Annotated in this window: 17 protein-coding genes; 10 read left to right on the top strand and 7 right to left on the bottom strand. The window is 42.5% G+C overall.

The window, feature by feature from the left end:
- Nucleotides 1-28: 28 nt before the first annotated feature.
- The 7 genes from vxrA to DI392_RS16250 all read left to right on the top strand — a co-directional run bounded on the left by vxrA (nt 29) and on the right by DI392_RS16250 (nt 7,607).
- Nucleotides 29-1,474 carry a sensor histidine kinase VxrA gene (gene vxrA, locus DI392_RS16280; protein ID WP_109320757.1) on the top strand — a complete coding sequence of 482 codons (1,446 nt, stop codon included), beginning with the start codon at nt 29-31 and terminating at the stop codon, nt 1,472-1,474.
- Nucleotides 1,449-2,111, top strand: coding sequence for a response regulator transcription factor VxrB (gene vxrB / locus DI392_RS16275; RefSeq protein ID WP_109320756.1), 663 nt, complete (start codon nt 1,449-1,451; stop codon nt 2,109-2,111). The genes vxrA and vxrB overlap by 26 nt, the downstream gene beginning before the upstream one ends.
- Nucleotides 2,112-2,167: 56 nt before the next feature.
- Nucleotides 2,168-2,977: a DUF2861 family protein gene (locus DI392_RS16270; protein ID WP_245884112.1), complete on the top strand. Its 810-nt coding sequence runs from the start codon at nt 2,168-2,170 to the stop codon at nt 2,975-2,977.
- 63 nt (nt 2,978-3,040) lie between these two features.
- The gene (locus DI392_RS16265; protein ID WP_109320755.1) at nt 3,041-4,165 is read left to right on the top strand and encodes a conjugal transfer protein TraF; all 1,125 of its coding nucleotides are present in this window, start codon (nt 3,041-3,043) and stop codon (nt 4,163-4,165) included.
- Between the two features lie 59 nt (nt 4,166-4,224).
- The gene (locus DI392_RS16260) at nt 4,225-4,374 is read left to right on the top strand and encodes a YoaH family protein (RefSeq protein WP_109320754.1); all 150 of its coding nucleotides are present in this window, start codon (nt 4,225-4,227) and stop codon (nt 4,372-4,374) included.
- Between the two features lie 840 nt (nt 4,375-5,214).
- Entirely contained in the window at nt 5,215-7,095 is a 1,881-nt protein-coding gene (locus tag DI392_RS16255; RefSeq protein ID WP_109320753.1) for a methyl-accepting chemotaxis protein, read from the top strand.
- Between the two features lie 164 nt (nt 7,096-7,259).
- Nucleotides 7,260-7,607, top strand: coding sequence for a DUF3024 domain-containing protein (locus DI392_RS16250; protein ID WP_109320752.1), 348 nt, complete (start codon nt 7,260-7,262; stop codon nt 7,605-7,607).
- A gap of 193 nt (nt 7,608-7,800) precedes the next feature.
- Here the strand turns inward: DI392_RS16250 and DI392_RS16245 are convergent, their stop codons facing one another.
- From DI392_RS16245 to DI392_RS16235, 3 genes are all read right to left on the bottom strand, one after another.
- Entirely contained in the window at nt 7,801-8,421 is a 621-nt protein-coding gene (locus DI392_RS16245) for a TorD/DmsD family molecular chaperone (protein WP_109320751.1), read from the bottom strand.
- 121 nt (nt 8,422-8,542) lie between these two features.
- Nucleotides 8,543-8,854, bottom strand: coding sequence for a stress response translation initiation inhibitor YciH (gene yciH / locus DI392_RS16240; protein ID WP_109320750.1), 312 nt, complete (start codon nt 8,852-8,854; stop codon nt 8,543-8,545).
- Nucleotides 8,851-9,207, bottom strand: a complete 357-nt coding sequence (locus DI392_RS16235) for a DUF3319 domain-containing protein (RefSeq protein WP_109320749.1) — start codon at nt 9,205-9,207, stop codon at nt 8,851-8,853. Before DI392_RS16235 ends, yciH begins: the two co-directional genes overlap by 4 nt.
- A gap of 102 nt (nt 9,208-9,309) precedes the next feature.
- On the opposite strand from DI392_RS16235, the gene DI392_RS16230 reads away from it, so the two are divergent.
- Nucleotides 9,310-10,272, top strand: a complete 963-nt coding sequence (locus tag DI392_RS16230) for a tyrosine-type recombinase/integrase (RefSeq protein ID WP_109320748.1) — start codon at nt 9,310-9,312, stop codon at nt 10,270-10,272.
- On the opposite strand, the gene DI392_RS16225 is transcribed toward DI392_RS16230, so the two are convergent.
- The 4 genes from DI392_RS16225 to DI392_RS16205 all read right to left on the bottom strand — a co-directional run bounded on the left by DI392_RS16225 (nt 10,256) and on the right by DI392_RS16205 (nt 15,582).
- Nucleotides 10,256-11,266, bottom strand: coding sequence for a D-alanine--D-alanine ligase (locus DI392_RS16225; RefSeq protein ID WP_109320747.1), 1,011 nt, complete (start codon nt 11,264-11,266; stop codon nt 10,256-10,258). The two genes, DI392_RS16230 and DI392_RS16225, sit on opposite strands and share 17 nt — an antisense overlap.
- An 11-nt stretch (nt 11,267-11,277) precedes the next feature.
- Nucleotides 11,278-11,898, bottom strand: coding sequence for an SPOR domain-containing protein (locus DI392_RS16220; protein ID WP_109320746.1), 621 nt, complete (start codon nt 11,896-11,898; stop codon nt 11,278-11,280).
- 556 nt (nt 11,899-12,454) lie between these two features.
- Nucleotides 12,455-14,911: an ABC transporter permease gene (locus DI392_RS16210; RefSeq protein ID WP_109320744.1), complete on the bottom strand. Its 2,457-nt coding sequence runs from the start codon at nt 14,909-14,911 to the stop codon at nt 12,455-12,457.
- Nucleotides 14,908-15,582 carry an ABC transporter ATP-binding protein gene (locus DI392_RS16205; protein ID WP_109320743.1) on the bottom strand — a complete coding sequence of 225 codons (675 nt, stop codon included), beginning with the start codon at nt 15,580-15,582 and terminating at the stop codon, nt 14,908-14,910. The genes DI392_RS16210 and DI392_RS16205 overlap by 4 nt, the downstream gene beginning before the upstream one ends.
- On the opposite strand from DI392_RS16205, the gene DI392_RS16200 reads away from it, so the two are divergent.
- Complete coding sequence (locus DI392_RS16200) at nt 15,581-16,177, top strand: arylesterase (RefSeq protein WP_109320742.1); 597 nt, start codon at nt 15,581-15,583, stop codon at nt 16,175-16,177. The two genes, DI392_RS16205 and DI392_RS16200, sit on opposite strands and share 2 nt — an antisense overlap.
- A gap of 110 nt (nt 16,178-16,287) precedes the next feature.
- Complete coding sequence (locus DI392_RS16195; protein WP_109320873.1) at nt 16,288-17,934, top strand: ABC-ATPase domain-containing protein; 1,647 nt, start codon at nt 16,288-16,290, stop codon at nt 17,932-17,934.
- Nucleotides 17,935-17,940: the final 6 nt, after the last annotated feature.

Genomic DNA, 17,940 nt, shown 5'->3' with positions numbered 1-17,940 from the left:
ATAAGTTGCATAGGTTAGGGTAGTTGACTTGTTTTTGCGGATAGTATTTATTTTTTTCTGTTTATTATCTCTGGGAAGCAGAGCTGAAGAGTCTCTTCCACAGAGAGTCAGTCAGTTTGTTGACTTATTTGACTATAATCAGGCAAGCCACGTATACGATATTCGTATTCTACAGGCTGACTTTCCAACGAAATTGATCACTCCCGAAACTATGCTGCCGCAAACTGCGCAGTATCCTCTTAAAGATATCCAGCGACTTTTTCACCTGGCTCAGACCTGTAGCGGAAAGCTACCGCTTAGTCCATTGGTCACAGAGCCCTTGATATTTGTCAGGGCGTTATGTCGGGGAACACCCCTACCGGAAAAGTGGTTTTCTCGCTCTGGTATGATTCATCCCGGTGGGGGAAGTTACGCGGCTCGATATGCTGCGGTCTATCCTGAGACTTTCGAAACACTTAAAAATTATATGCACATAAAGGAACGCCCTTTAGCAGCATCAAATGTATTGTTAGGCCAATTGCAGAGAATGTCCTATTCCGCATTAGAGTCATTGATTTCTGGTGCGGAAATGTTTATGGAAAACCAAGAGTTATGGCTTAGAAAGGGTGACCGGTATTATCTGTTTCCTTTTGAAATATGGCGCATCAACAGTTCAAACGTTGGACTCACCTACAGTATTGCCAGCGATAACAGTTACTGTCCATTAAGGCGTGGTAATGTATGCTGGGAAGTTGAAGATGACTCCGACCTGCTTGTCAAAAGTATGATTGGCTTAGTTATTCTGAACCTGGTACTTATTATTGGCTGGATGCTATATCGGTGGAACGTTAAGAAACAAGAACTAAGAAACAGAATGTTGGTATTGCAGATCCTGACACATGAGTTACGGACACCGATTGCGAGTCTTTCCCTTACTGTAGAAGGCTTCCGAAGAGAGTTTGAGAAACTTCCGGAATCAGTATATCGAGAGTTCACGCGGTTGTGTCAGGATACGCGAAGGCTACGGCAACTGGCAGAAGCCAGTAAAGACTATTTGCAGTCTGACAGTGAGGCAATAGGGACTGATTGGATACCCTCAGTACTCGATTGGCTTACACTACGTTATGAAGAAAATGAGACCGATGTTGAAATCATTGTTGGTGAAGACGCGGCGATAAAGGCCAGTGTTTACTGGTTAGGGACATGCCTCGATAATCTGGTCAATAACGCCGCAAAGTATGGCGTTAGTCCGATTAAAATAAGATTCAATCTCCAGAAAAATGGAGTTATTTTTAGTGTTATAGACCAGGGACAACTGACACATAAAGACTGGAAAAAGCTTAAAAAACCTTTTGTAAGTAAGGCTGGACTTGGTTTAGGGCTGACCATTGTAGAATCAATGGTTGGTAAAATGGGTGGAAAAATGACACTCGCGGGTCCGCCAACAACATTTATTATGGAGATACCTTGTGAAACAGACATTGCTACTCGTTGAAGACGATAAGAATCTGGCTGATGGTTTGTTAGTGAGTCTGGAACAGGCTGGATATCATTGCCTGCATGCTGAACGAATTTCAGAGGTCTCATCCCTTTGGGAAAAAGCCGATCTTGTGATATTGGATCGACAGTTGCCAGATGGTGACTCGGTTGAACATCTTAAAAAGTGGAAAGAAATCAGTTCAATTCCGGTTATATTGCTTACCGCTCTGGTGACCATTAAAGATAAAGTTTCCGGCCTGGATGCAGGGGCTAATGACTATCTGACGAAGCCATTTGCAGAGGCAGAGCTGTTTGCCAGAATCCGTGCCCAGTTACGTATACACAGCGATGATGTCCAGGTAGATGATTCAAAGGTTACCGTTAATAATCTGGTAATAGACAAAGCAACACGTGAAGTCATACTCAATAACGAGCTGGTTACTTTAACCAGAACCGAGTTCGATTTGTTGCTTTTTCTAGCCAGTAATATTGGAAGAGTATTTACTCGTGATGAATTATTGGATCATGTATGGGGTTATAACCACTTTCCGACAACAAGGACGGTTGATACCCATGTATTACAGTTGCGTCAAAAGTTACCGGGCATTGATATAGAAACCTTACGTGGCGTTGGTTATAAGATGAAAGCATAATGCTGAAACAGAGGTTTTTGATCGCTATGAGTTTGTTCTTGTTCACGCAGTCCGTTTTGGCTGCGTGGTTCGAAGAACAAACTTCTTTAACTCAGGCTCATCAGGCGATACTGGAAGATGATTTGCCAGCTGCTTTTTCTGCCATGGTTGAAGTGTGGCAGAAGGAACGCGCTCCTTATGTAAAGGAGCACCTCAATCAACTGCTGCTTAAATCTTTAGATAAAGATTGTGGTAAGACTCTGCATAGCGAAGAATTTGCTCCGTGGATTACAAGAGTGGTGATTAGGAATCAGTCTGTTCAAAGCCCGGGAAGGCGAACTGAGCGAGTGACGGTAGAAGTCACCGCGTTGGAAGGGCTTGAGGATATTGAATTCACGCGATGGCCCGAAACTAAAGTATCCAGAAGCTCTGATTTCGAATCGATCATAGAGCAACCGGGAAATGTTATTTATCAGAGACAATACGCTCTGAATCGAAAACTTGAACCAGGGCTGTATCAGGTTCGGGTTGAGGCGGCAGACAATAAAGTATGGAACTCCTGGGTAATCATCAGCACATCAGCGATGAAGCAGGTTGTTCGTTGGGAATCAAAAGATCACTGGGTCGTTGATAAAAAAGCACTACTGAATTCATATTGCCCGTTACCGGTACTTGATGTTTCTTTATATGATTATATTGATGATCAATACATCAAAGTATGGCAACAAAAATACGAAGCGGATTATCCAACGACGATTCCTATTCAGGATTTAATTCCAAATCGTTACGTTTTGGCAGTATCCATTGCTCACCAGCACTGGCAAGGCTCTATTATTATCGAAAACCAGCAGGTTATCAGCAAAACTTACGATATATCTGAAGAATAACCGGTAAAGAATGTGCAATAATGGCCGATAAACAGTTAACGAACTCTTTTCTTTGGCCTTATTATGAACAAACTTCGTTTATCTATTGCGGCAGCGTTAGCCCTTTCATCCACCTTTTCCGTTGCCGGTAGTTATGGTGTAGAAGCCCGCGGCTCCGCTATGGGCGGAACTGGTGTTGTTGCCGCCACTTATCTTACTGCTCCTTTTTATAACCCCGCTTTAACGGCTATCTATCGTCGAAATGATGATGCTGGTATGTTGCTGCCAAGTATTGGTCTTGTCTATAACGATGAAGATAAGCTAATTGATTCTATTGATGCTCTGACTAGTATTAGTAGCGATGCTGAGGCACAAGCTGCGTTAGATAGTATGGCTGGCGATGATGCCAGGCTGGAGTTTGGTGGCGCAGTTGCTTTTGGTATTCCAAACCCTTATTTAGCAATGAACATTTTTGGTAAGTCTTATATGGAGGCTTTTGTTGCCCCAAATGTTGCGACAGGAGAGGGCTCTGGGCTTGCCAACGCAGCTGCTAGTTATTTTGAAGTCGCTTCTGTAGCCGTTACAGAGGCCGGGCTCTCTATAGCCAAATATCAAACTGTTCTTGGTCAACATATGTCTTTCGGCATATCGCCTAAATTACAGCGAGTCTATTCATACGCTTATGCAGCTAACGCTCAAAATTTTGATATATATAATATTTTGGAAAATGATAATGCAGAAACAACGTTCAATATAGACGCCGGTACCATGTGGTTTTATGGTCCGGTTCGTATCGGTGTTTCTGGAACGAATTTAATCTCGAGAGATATTGAAAGTGAAAGCGTGACAACAACTGGCAGTACAACCAAAACTTTCACCTATAAGATTCAACCTCAGTACACGGTTGGCGCTGGACTGGTATTTGACTACTTCACTATCAGTGCCGATTATGATTTAACAGAAGATACTCGCTTTGATGATTTTGAAGATAACACCCAGTGGTTAAGAGCGGGGTTTGAACTTGATATCATGCGTCAGTTACAGATTCGTGGCGGATACAAACGCAATATGGCATACAGTGATAGCGAAGATACGATAACAGCAGGTGTTGGTTTATCACCGTTAGGGTTATTCGAAATGGACGTAACGGTGAGCTATACAAACCCGGATGCTATGGGTGGTTATATTAACTTTCTGACTACCTATTAATTCTCGACAGATCAGGATAAAACCTCTATATTCAGCCTCTCAAATCAGAGAGGCTGAATATGTTTGACGACCTACCAACTTTAACCCACCAGGAACAGCAACAGGCTGTTGAAAAAATCCAGGCATTGATGGCGAAAGGGGTGAGCACAGCGGAAGCGATACAACGCGTTGCGGCTGAAATTCGTAAAGACGCTATCAAAGAAGACTAACTACCGACCGTTTCTTGGCCCAACTTTAATCACCTAATCATAAGCGTTGACCTCATAGAGAGGGGTAGATAAAGCAAATCTATAACGCACTATAACTAAATATTTATTAAATACTACTCAATACCATCAATCAAATAGTCATAGGTATCATCTCAACAAGCCTTCCAGAAATAAAGATCGTGGTCTTGATCTGTGAGCTAATCCGAAAATTCCTTTCTGATATCTCGATGTTTTCTTTTGTCCCTATCGGTAAATAATAATAAAATCAGTATATTAGCTGTGTGGTGTGTTGGCCTGGATTTTAGATAAAAACAGGCTATTTCTCCTAAAATATGCTGAGGATCCTCTTGAATTTTATTTTTGTAATTTTATTTCATCTTTGTTGTAAGTCATTACAGGCGAAAGATTATTGTAGTGGATTATCCTGTGATGGGAGGCAAAAGTGACAACAGTAAAGTTGGCACTTACTTTTATGCTAATAGTTGATATACAAAGAGGGATAAACCTAGAAACATTATTTATGTTCTTAGAAAAGAGAGATTGCTTCCAAAGTGATCTTATGCCCATTTTGACGCAAACAATGGTTTTTAAGGCGATTGTATTCCCGTTCAGTTAGAAAATATGAGCTCTATAAGTTACCATTTGTCATGAGCTACTTGTGATACAAACTTTTTAGAAAAATCAAAATTTAAGCGGAGTAGTTCATTTTTACTTACTGATTATAAAGGATTTATTTTTGTTAAATCGTTTGCTTATGTAATTTTTATTAAAAAGGTGAGCTTATTTTGTAAGTGTCGAGTCCTTTATAAGTCACCCATAAATTTCGGAGATATTTCGCCAATGAATGTATCGTTAAAAAATAAACTGGCCATATTAGCCAGTGTTTCGATCGTCATAAGCTGTGTTTTGGTTGAACTGTTATCGTTTAATTCTTCCATAACAAAATTGAATGAAGATGTTAGTGTCCGTCTGGATAGCGCTTTAGCGTCATACAATCAGTATGTAACAGATTGGATTGGGGCTAAGGAAAACGCTTTAACCTCACTGGCAGAAGAAACACAACTTGAAGATATTGTGACGCACTTAAAGCAGATCAAAAATGCCGCGTCATTCGATAATGTATTTCTGGCATTTCCTGATGGTTCTCAGAAGAATGCAAATGGTGTAGTACTACCACCTGACAATAATGACCCAAGAATCTGGGGTTGGTACAAAAATGCTTCGGCACAACCGTCCAAAGTCTTTATGGATAATCCAACGGTTGCCTCTGCTACAGGTGCTAATGTTGTATCTTTGGGCAAAAGCATTACGGTACAAGGCCAGTCTCTGGTGTTAGGTGCTGATGTCGAAATTACAGACATACTCAACAGTCTAAAGCACGTAAAACTACCAGCCGATGGCAGCCTATTCATCGTCAACGACGAAGGAAATATCTTTACGCACCCGAATACCGATCTGCTAAACGAAAGCGTGTCGAAACTGGGACTGAATTTCCCGAATATTCAGAAAGCGATTTCTGGGGGCAGGAAAATCGACGTGGAAATTGGCGGTGATAGGTATCAGGTGTTTGCGCAGGAAATTTCAGGCACTAGACTTATCTCTGTTGCCACTATTGATTATTCTAAGCTGACTGCTCCTTTATACAGCGCTATCTGGAAACAGTCTTTGGTTATTCTTCTTTTGGTTGCTGTGTGTGTCGGCTTATTTAACTGGATTTGTAGCGTACTGTTCCGTCCGCTGATGAATGTATCGAATGCGCTGGATCAGATAGCAAGTGGTGATGGTGATCTGACACAACGAATCCGTATCGAAAGCAATGATGAAGTAGGGAGTCTGGCAAACAATTTCAACACCTTTGTAGAGAGCCTGCAGAACCTGATTAAACATGTTCGTCATCAATCTGAGGAACTGACAGTACAGTCAGAAGCGAGTGAGAGACTAGCGAATACAACAGCGTCAGAATTGGGTACACAGCAAAGTGAAATTAATATGGTCGCTACCGCAGTGACAGAAATGTCCTCTGCCACTCAGGAAATTGCCCAGCATGCGGACCACACTGCACGTTCAGCGCAGGACTCGGCAACCAGCACTCATGACGGGCAGCAACTGGTCCTTGATACAAAAAGCTCTATTACAGGCCTTGCCGAGAGGATTGATGAAGCAAAATCGGTAATTTCTGATCTGGATCAGCATGCACAAGAGATTACAACTGTGTTATCTACCATCCAGGGTATTGCAGATCAAACTAACCTGTTGGCCCTCAATGCAGCGATTGAAGCTGCGCGAGCTGGCGAACACGGCCGAGGGTTTGCTGTTGTTGCAGACGAGGTAAGAGTACTATCTCAACGTACTCATGACTCGACCGAAGAAATCAAAGCAACGATCGATATTTTGCAAGATACGACGAAGAAAGCTGTAACATTGACTGAAAGCAGCGTAGGTCTTGCATCGGACTCTGTAGAGTATGCCGATAAGGCAACGGCAGCGCTGGAAGAAATAAATCAGTCAGTAACGCAGATTAGTGATATGTCAGCACAAATTGCGACAGCTGCTGAAGAGCAGACTCATGTGACTAATGAAATTACACAAAATGTAACGGCAATTCGTGATGTATCAGAGCAACTGGCCAGCGGTTCAGAAGAAAGTCTGGGACAATCACAAGAACTAAAGCATCAAGCTTCAGAGTTACATTCCAGAGTAGCGGCTTTTAAACTGGATTAACGTATAGAAACCACCCGATCCAGGAAAAAATAGGCCCTTAAGATGAGTAATTTTAAGGGCCTATTTTTTGTCACCAACAGACGATGACACTGTAACGCGGTGTTCTTGACAGAGTACCGCTATAATTTGGTAAACTTATCAGCAAGTAACAAATTGAGGTGGTTATGGCATTTTCAGAGTTTGAACAAAAACGCTTTGATCGAATTATTAGCACATACATAGAAACTCGCCGTCCGGAAGAAAAGATAAGAAACAAGCTCGATATTAATTATCGGATTTCAGGACAAAGTGTAGAAATTTTTGAAATTAGGCCAGATTGGAAAGATCCATCTATTATTCATGAACATCCAATAGCAAAAACGACTTATGTCAAAACTGCGAATAACTGGAAAATTTATTGGATGAGGGCTGATTTAAAGTGGCACGGCTATGAACCAGACCAGACTGTTAACACACTGGAACAGTTCATTAAAATCCTTGATACCGATGAATTTGGGTGTTTCTGGGGATAAAGAGATTATCGTTTTGAGCCTATATCAACGATCAATTAAAGTGCGCATTATCTATCTTATGTTAAATAGATTAATCACAACCAACAAACTAAGCTTTAAAACTATTCCCCCTATATACACCAAAGTAATCATTTGGCACATTCGGCAGATAATTGGATACGGCAGCATATGCTGGCGTATCCGGATGCGTTGATTAATGAGGTGGCTGAAAGAAATTGTTTTTAATTAAGACCTGAACTGAATACTGTTTACGTAGTACTTCTAACAAACTGGCCGTGTAGTCAGCCAGTTTACTGTATGGGCTTTCTTCTTCTGTCACTTCTTTCAGGCGTGAAAAATAGAAACCAGACCATGTCGCAAGATACTCACCAATCATCTCTTTAGCATGTTGGTCTTGCTTGTCGTCAATAAGCATACCTAAAACGATTAACATTAAACCAATGTGATCTTCCGGATCTGAAGCGCCTTCACGCAAGCTTAAGCCACAATGCTCCACAAACTCTGAATAGTCGTTATTTGCCTTCCCAAACACAATGGACTCTCTGTCCAGATACATTGACGACCAAGGTGGCGCAGGCATCATTTCTTGCATGGTAAAGAGTTGCTCGTGCTCAACCTGTAGAGCCCCCTGGTCTGCATACTTGAACGCATTCAATATTTGGTTTATTTCATCAATAGGCGTCGTCACATCGTCATGGCTGAAGTATGCCCCAATAGGAAGTTGCTCATATTCTTTTGGTTGATAATAGAACAAGGAGCCAAATAGTTTACATACGATAGATAAATCAGATTGAGAGAGATCGTTTAATTGCACAGTACAGCCTTTTAAATCCGTTTATGACTTGATAATAGACAATGTTAGAATATAACAGATAAGTAAAAACCGGGACAACTGCTACCCGGTTTTATCTTCGATAAGGTGTCAGTAATAGCGATTATCCGCCGGCAAGCTTAACGGTATAGCCTTTTTTCTCCAGGTGTACTTTTAGCTTTTCACGGTTATCACCCTGTATTTCTATTGTTCCGTCTTTAACGGAACCACCGCAACCACAAACCTTTTTTAACTCAGCAGCTAAAAGCTTTAACGGCGCATCATCTAAATCCAGACCAGTAACAATACATACACCCTTACCTTTGCGTCCTTTTGTCTGGCGCTGAATCCGAACAATACCATCACCCTTTGGGCGTTGCTCTTTTTCTTTTTCTGGTTTTATACGGCCAGTTTCCGTTGAATATACTAATGTCATTTCTTTCTCGCCGTCATATTGGCATTAATGTATTTTTTCAGTGCTTCTTTACTACCTTTGATAAGCCGTCCATTAAAGAAACAGTACCAACCGTTCTTACTTCCTGTATCGTTCTTGAGAAGAAATCCATTAAACGATTCTTGTTGTTCTGCTGGTTTCTCTTCTTTTTTCCGAGCAAGTGACGCAAATTCTTTAGGATCGATTAAAGAAGCGGTATCACACCACCAATCAATAGATTTTTTTACGGCGGCGAGGTGTCCTGACAAGACCCTATTTTTAATTTGAACACTCCAGACATCCGGTGATTCTGGTTTAGACTGAAGTACGAACCCTCTGTGAGATGTTGTAGGCATAGCTGTACTCTTTCTGGTAGCTTGTTAGTTCTAATAATAATTGTATTTTGTTGTTATTCAAGAGTAAAATTAGATTAATACATTTAGTTATAGTGCATTAAAATGAAAAAAAAGATTCCCTGTTTAAAAGATCCTAAATTACAGAAAGCAAGTATCCGTAAGTTTTCCAAGGCAATTTTAGCTGACGATATTATTCAGTTAACACATAACAGCTACGCTAAAAGTTCTGTGTTAGCAATGACTTCAGACTGGAATCTTTTTGTTTCGTTTTGTAAAACAAGGCATGTAACACCTCTTCCGGCCTCCCTTACGGCTATCAGATTATTTCTGGAAACAGAAGCAAAAAAGAGAAAGTTTGCCAGCTTAAGACGTTACAGCATCACAATTGGTGTTGTTCATCAACTACATTCTCTTACCGATCCGACGGCACACCGACAAATACGCCTGACGTTACAACATCTAAGGTTAAACAAACATGGTGATGCCAGACAAGCCAATGCATTTACTCACCGTCACCTTGTTCAGCTTGATCGAATAATGAGCAAAGAACCAACAGTAAAGTCCTGCCGGGATTTAGCTGTTTATTATATTATGTTTGAATGTGCTATGAAGCGCTCGGAACTTAGGGATTTGCAATTCTCAAGTATCAGCAAAGATAGTGACAGTGTCACTATCTCTATCAAAGACACCCACTATCAATTAAGTTCACAGGCTACCCTAGCTGTAGACAAATGGCTCGCTTATCTACCGGAACGTTTAGGTTTTGTCTTCAGGAGAATAGATCGCCATAGCAATATTGGCTCTGAGCCATTGAATGACTCTTCTATCTACCGGATATCCAGGCAGGCAAGTGATTTACTGGGACTTTCTCAAAATCTTCGGTTTACAGGACAGTCAGCACGAGTCGGAGCGGCAAAGGAATTAGAAAAACAAGGATACGATTTACGTTCAATCCAGAAATTTGGTCGATGGCTTAGCCCCGCTATGCCAGCCCAATACTTGGGCAAGGAAAGCACAGCGGAGTTGGAGAAAGCCAAATTTAAAATTATCAAACCTTGGGAGTAAATGATTCCTTAATAGCGGAAGTTAAAAATTCGCTAAAACGATGGCCATTATTTTCTAGCATCTTCGGAAACATAGATATAGGCGTCATCCCCGGGAACGTATTGACCTCATTAAGATAAATATTGTTATCTCTGGTAAGGAAAAAATCGATTCGGGCAAGATCTTTAAGCTGCATTTGCTTAAATACTTTATGAGAATATGCTCTGATATCGCTGATTTGCCTTTCAGATAGCCCTTTAGCTTCTATTTCAGTAACGGAGTGGCTGTCTGAGCTATATTTTTCGTCATATGAGTAAAACCCACCTTCAGGAGAAATTACTTCACCTGGCTTACTAATAAATAACTCACCGCCAAATTCGTATGCAGCGACTTCCAGCTCTCTGGGCTCAACAGATTTCTCAACCAGAACCTGATCTGAAAACATGAAAGCAGAGCGAATAGATTCAGCAAGCTGACTCTTTTCAGTGACACTGTAACAACCAACCGAAGACCCTTGTGAGGCTGCTTTAACAAATACCTTACCCCAGCGTTCAAACGCTTCTTCACCCTTAACGATTGATTCGTCAGAATCATCCGACAGAAACAGATAAGGTGTATTAGGTATACCTAACGCATCATACCAAAGCTTCGAGGTGATTTTATTAAAACTATTGCGGCTTGCTTCCGGCCCACACCCCAGATATGGGATACCGGCTAATTCAAACATAGACTGTAAATCCCCGGTTTCACCTGGGAATCCGTGGACACAAGGAACGATATAATCAATGGAAATAACACCGTTCTCTGTTCGCAACCCTTTATCATGAATATCAAAAGTAACCTGACTGCCATCATCCAGCAGCCAACTTGCATCATCCGCGTGGATTTCAACACGAATAACATTAAAGTTAGACTCTTTCTGCAGCTGCTGTTGTAAATAAGACGCAGACACTAACGAAACCTCGTGTTCGGCAGAACCGCCACCGCACACAAGGAGAATATTTGTATTACACATGGAACCCTGTTCTATCTTAGCTTGTTCAGTTTCGGATATGCGGAGTTCTTAATTTTATCCAGACTTTTTACGAATGGATTTTTAGAACGGAAAAACTCTGGCAATGTTTGAATCGCAGCTTTCGCTTCAGACTTCGTGGCATAGTCGCCATATAAAATTGCGTACCAGTCAGTCCCGTTTACACGTTTAAAATGTTCCCATACCGGATTACCAGATGGCAACTGGTCCGCATAGGTTCTCGATTTGTAAGGGCTATCAAGTGCTATAACCTGTAATGTATACCCAAACCGTTGGGTTCTTTCTAACTGTTTTTGGGTTGGCGGAACTATTCTGACTTTTTTTGCGCTATTGGCCGGGCTGATCTTCACCACTCGCTTTTGTACCGGTGCTGGTTTTATTTCAGCCTGTACAGGCGTAGCAATTTGAGGTTCCGGCGCTATGGCCGCTTGTTGTACTTCCGGAGCGCTTTCTACGACTGATACTTCCAGCTGTTCAGCTGGCACGGACGCAGTGCTGAGTTTCGCAGTATTGTAGTCTTCTTTATATGTATCAGAATTTACATCAGTTGTGTAAGTTCCCGACGAACAAGCCGCCAGTAATACGGAAAGAGCTAATATTGAAATTTTTTTCATGATAACTTACTAGAATAAAAACAGAATCATAGATGATGATGCCTTCGGTGCCGCTGATAATCAAGCACCTATTGTCCTCAATCGCTAAAAGGATGTGATATCAGGCACAAACTTCTTTCAGGGTCACCGATCTTGCTTCTTTTCTTTAGACAACATAACAACAGCAACAATAATAAAAGTGATAATCAGCACCAATTCCATATCCATTCCCGTCAAGTCAAATTTGCAAGTAACAAAATTTGCAAGTAACAGTAGCATATTTTTAGCCATACACGTGCAGAAGTAGCCAAAAATGAGAGACAGTGAAATCATCTGTTAAAAGCTGTCAAAAAATTTAAATATTTTTCTCGAAAAACTTGACGTAGCCAACGCATTTCCCAAGAAATTTTCCTTTGTGAATAAGAACTTTTGCTGATGAAAGAGGAGACGCGGCCTCTGAAAAAAACCACGCCTTTTTCATTAAAGTTATCCAAAAGCTTATCCACCGATTTTGTGGATAAGTCTCCTTTTTTGTGGGATAAGGTCGAAATGAGCCTTTATATTCATCATGCTCCTATTATCGAACCGGATACAGTAATTGACTAAACAAGCTATTCAATGCGCCCCATAAAATAACAAAGGCTAATAAAGGTAAGAGAACCCACATTAAGGGGTGCAGACTCCACTCCAGATCAAACCCCAGACTCATTATCGCGGCGACACATAGATCGGCCCCTACGCTGGCAATAACACCTGCAATCAAAGCCATCAAGCCATATTCACTCCATATTGTATAGGTAATACGTTTTTTACTGGCTCCTAACGTGCGATATAAGCGAATTTCCTCTTGTCTCTGGGAGAGACTAAGACGCAGCAGTGTGAATATGAGTAACAGTCCGGCTATAACACCTAATGCAGCCAGAACAGTGACCGACCAGATAATCTGTCCCAACAGGGTCTGAATTTTATCTCCCATCACTCTTACATCGAGTTGACTGACTGTCGGAAAACGACGGGACAGCTGTTTCATCAGTCCCCTTTTATCATTCTCAACCCGAAAGCTAACAAGCCAGGTCGATGGCAACGTATCTAATACGTCCGGTGTAAACTGAAAATAGAAATTAGGCCGCATTTCTCGCCACTCTACATGGCGAACCGAATTAATTGTCGCACTGACTAACTGACTGTTGATAGTAAACCCAAGCCTGTCTCCGACACTGAGTCCCAGTTCGTCAGCAACACCTTCTTCAACAGAAACACCGTCAGATTCAGTCCAGTTCCCCCTTAAAACAGTATTCCGCTCTGGTATGGACGTACCATAAGTCAGGTTCAGCTCCCGGCTTAATGAATCAATGTCCCTTGGATTATCGTATAGGGTATTAACATCATCGCCATTTATTGAGGTCAGACGACCACGAATCATGGGATAAGCTTGTGACCGCAATAACCGATAACTATCCAATGCCTGCATATAGTCTGCTATTTCATATGGCGCTATATTAATGGAAAAAACATTTGGGGCATCATCGGGAATAACCCTTTGCCAATCGTCCAGCAAATCCGTTCTCACCAGCCAAATAACCGATAACAGCATAAGAGAAAGTGAAAGCGCACTAAACTGAATACCAGAGGTCAATGGAGATCGACTTATACGGCTGATGGCTAACTTCATGGGTGCAGAAACTGAAAAGTATTTTATTGCTTTTATAATAATGATACTCAGACCCGCTAAGAAGATAAGTACGCCTAACATGCCTGTCAGAACAATCCATACAAACGAATTGTTCCAATAAACGAGAAACAATGGAATAAGCGGAACCAATATCAGGCTATAAACCCTTATATTTCGTTTATCACTTCCTTTCTGCATGACGTTAAGAGCCGAAGTATTCAGCAAAGTTATTAATGGAATACCCAGTGCAGGAACGCCTATCAGCAAGCAGGTAATGACTGAAATTAATGCGGGGGTTCCACCATATCCGGGAAGCGGATCAGGAAGTAAATCGGTCAGAGGAATTCTCAAAAGATACTCAAGGCCGATCCCTCCAATGGTCCCAAATACGGTTCCTACAATAAATAACAGAGAAACTTGTATCAACAACCAGCGGGACAGCCATTTTTTGCTGGCTCCCATACTTTTAAGCATCGCGATGGTCTGTCTTCGTCCGAAAACATAATGCTGACTGGTCAGAACCAGAGTAATGGCGGCCATGATAATGACAATCGCCACGGTTAAAGACAGATACTGTTGCGTCTTTTCAAACATATCGTTACGCCGGCTGGTACTTTCCTGATCACGCCAGCGATCACTAGGCGTCAGGGTCACGGACTCTTTCAGGTGTTCAAGTACCTCGCTGTCCCCGGTCAGATATAGGTTAAACCGGACTCTTCCCCCAGGGCGCATTGCGCCGGTTTTATTAATATCCGTTTCATGGATATACACCGCCGGCATTTGTCTGAATGGGTTAAAACTCAACCCTGGTTCCTGAATAATTGAACCACTGATTGTGAGTTCGGCATCACCGATAGTGACAACGTCACCAGAACTAACTCCCAAAAGAGGAAACAAACGTTCATCCAGCCAGAGTTCACCCGGACTGACATGGGAAACAACACCACCCGGGCTCTTAAGCTGAAGGCTTCCAACCAGAGGGTATTGTGAATTGACAGCTTTCACTTCCACCAGTTGCATCTCTGTATCACTAAAAGCCATACTGCTAAAACGCACACGTGACGCGCTTAGTAGCTCCGTCTCATTTACCGCTCTAAATAATGTCTGTGGTACCGGATTTGAAGATGAGAATACCAGATCAGCCGTCAGAGCATCCCGTCCCTGCTTGGTTATCACCTGCTCCATTCGCTCACCTAAGGCAGACAAAGCAAACACACAAGCAATAATCAGAGTCAAAGCGATAGAGATTGGCCATAGCTGACCATGTTTAATTTCTTCAATACTCCATCGCAGCATTCGACGATTAGCAGAAAGACCCTTTTTTGTGACATTGTCACCTGACGAGTTACCGAACTTTGTCATTTTTCCTCCAGTAACCCTGCCTGCATATGGAGTACTCGATCACACCGCGAAGCCAGCTCACTATCGTGTGTCACCAAAACTAACGTCGTACCATGCTGTTTGTTCAGCTCAAATAACAATTCAATAATATTGGCTGCAGTATGCTGATCAAGATTACCTGTAGGCTCATCGGCAAACAGAATATCCGGCTCAGTCATAAAGGCCCGAGCCAGCGCAACCCTCTGCTGCTCGCCTCCAGATAGCTGCGAAGGCAAATGATGAATACGATTAGCCAGTCCGACAGAGTTCAGCAACATTTCAGCCCTTTCTGTATTTTCTCTTTCTCCCTTTAATAATCCAGGCAGAGTCACGTTCTCCAGCGCAGATAAACTAGGGACTAAAAGAAAGCTCTGAAATACAAAACCGACAGAATCACACCTCAAAGCAGCCCGCTCTTCGTCGTTCATCTTCGAAATCGTCCTCTGCATCAGGTGAATATCACCTTGCGTAGGTGTATCCAGCCCGGCAAGCAGAGTCATCAATGTTGATTTTCCGGCTCCGGACGAACCTACAATAGCGACACTTTCTCCGGTTTTAATCTCCAAATTTACTTTCTCAAGGATTGTTAAATGTTCCTGATTAGTAGAGACTATTTTACTAACAGATTTAGCTTTAATAATGGACTCAGACATGGTGCGATTCATATCCTTTCTGCTTTTGATTATTTCCTTCTCAGCCAGTAGTACCACATTATTGGTATTAGGTGATAGTTTAAGTGCCGGCTATCGGATGCCTATTGAGAATAGCTGGCCGAATATCCTTCCCGAATCGTTGAAAAAACATGGTCTTATAGTCAACGTCATCAATGGGAGCATTTCCGGTGACACCACAGGAAATGGCTTGGACAGACTGCCTGACTTGCTTAAACAGCACACCCCAGACTGGATACTGGTAGAGCTTGGGGCAAACGATGGTTTAAGAGGCTTTAATCCTAATATTGTAGAAAAAAATCTCGAGAAAATAATCCGGTTAAGCCAGGAAAATGGTACAAAAGTCGCGTTAATGCAAATCCTTATTCCGCCTAACTACGGAAAGCGATACGCACAGGCTATTGAAAGCCTCTACCCAAAATTAGCAGAACAACATCAGATACCACTGCTTCCGTTTTTTCTTGAACATGTGATCCTTAAACAGGAATGGATGATGAGTGATGGCCTTCATCCTAAGGCTGTTGCCCAGCCTTGGATTGCAGATTTTATGGCCGATAATATTGCCCCATACCTTTAAGGGATATTTAGGGCATGCCCTAGTTTAATTTTGCTTCTCAGAGCATGGTTACCTATAATCGCGCCTCACTGTTAACAGACAACGGTATTTACCGGCAAACCAGGCAGACAATGGATCAGCTAAACGCAACACTCAAAAAACTCGAAAAACAAAACTATCGCGCCTATCAGAAAATAAAAGGCAGTTACGATTTTACTGATTTCACTTTATATATCGATTATATACAGGCTGATCCGTATGCATCTGCGTCACGCCTGCGCGCTGTACGTCCCTGGTCTCTGACAGGGCTCGAGTGGTTAAAAGAAAAATCGGCCACTTACCAAATTGCCGCTCGTGATTTCATCGCCCGCAGTTTTGCTGAATTTGGCAAAGCAGAAAATAGCTTTTCCGTCGCAACAACCGGACAGGTGGTATTGGATAACACTGCCGTTCTGTTTACTGATGAAGGTATCGAGCTTAGATTCAGGATCAACCTTCCTGCCGAAGGAAGACAAATTCTGGCTAAAAAAGCGAATAATATCCTGACGTTCCATATGCCGAAATACATCCGGCGGGCAACTCTGGAAAGAGAACTGAATAAAGATGCTCTGCTTCATCACTGTTCTGTGATCGAAGACCAGCACGCCATGCGTGAACAACTAAAAGAAAGGCAACTGGCCGCTTTCGTTGCGAATGGTAGTATTCTTCCCCGCGTCGCTGGTAACTGTGATTTACCGATGAAAGACGCCGTTGCATTCCGGTCTCCCGAATCTCTGGAAGTTGAGCTGGAAGCACCGAATCAGGGACCTATTAAGGGACTGGGTATCCCTAAAGGAATCACTCTGATTGTCGGGGGTGGCTTCCATGGAAAATCGACGCTACTCAATGCGGTTGAACTGTCGGTGTACAACCATATTCCCGGAGACGGACGTGAAGGTATCGTTACCGACGCAAATGCGATGAAGATCCGTGCTGAAGACGGGCGTTGTGTCCATAACCTGAACCTTTCCAATTATATTAACCACCTTCCGATGGGAAAAGATACAGAAAACTTTTCAACTCAGGATGCATCCGGCTCGACCTCTCAGGCGGCATGGCTGCAAGAATCCGTTGAATCAGGCGCTTCAGTGATCCTTATCGATGAAGATACCTCAGCGACTAACTTCATGATTCGTGACGAACGAATGCAAGCTCTGGTCAATAAGGGAGATGAACCTATTACACCATTGGTGGATCGTATCGGTCAGCTAAAGACGGATCTTGATATTTCAACCGTGGTTGTGATGGGCGGCTCCGGCGATTACCTGGACGTTGCAGATACGGTTATTCAGATGCACGATTATCAGCCTGTGGACGTGACCCAAAAAGCCCAGGAAGTTATTAAACTTCATCCAACTCAGCGAGAAACTGAAGTTGAGAGTGAACTGAGTTTGTTTGCTCCGCGCTCCCTCAACCGCAGTAGTCTGCAAACTATCCTGGCCGACGGTAAGTTCAGGGTATCAGCTAAAGGAGATCAGTCACTACGCTTTGGCAAAGAATACATTGATATTTCAGCGCTGGAACAGTTAAGTACCGCTAACGAAATTAATGCGATTGGCTGGACCTGGTTCCAACTAGCGCAGGTTCAGGGGTGGACAACCATGCTACCGAAAGAAATAGAAGCTTTGCTTGATGGTGAATGGCACAAACCGATGCCAAATTACGGTGATTTGGCGTGCCCAAGAAGCCTGGATGTAATAGCCGCACTGAACCGAATGAGAAAGGCACAGTTTAAATAAACCGAT

It is taken from the genome of Vibrio albus (assembly GCF_003144035.1).
Classification (GTDB): Bacteria; Pseudomonadota; Gammaproteobacteria; order Enterobacterales; family Vibrionaceae; genus Vibrio; species Vibrio albus.
Note: the sequence above shows the minus strand (reverse complement) of the source record. Positions and strands in the feature narration are given on the sequence as shown.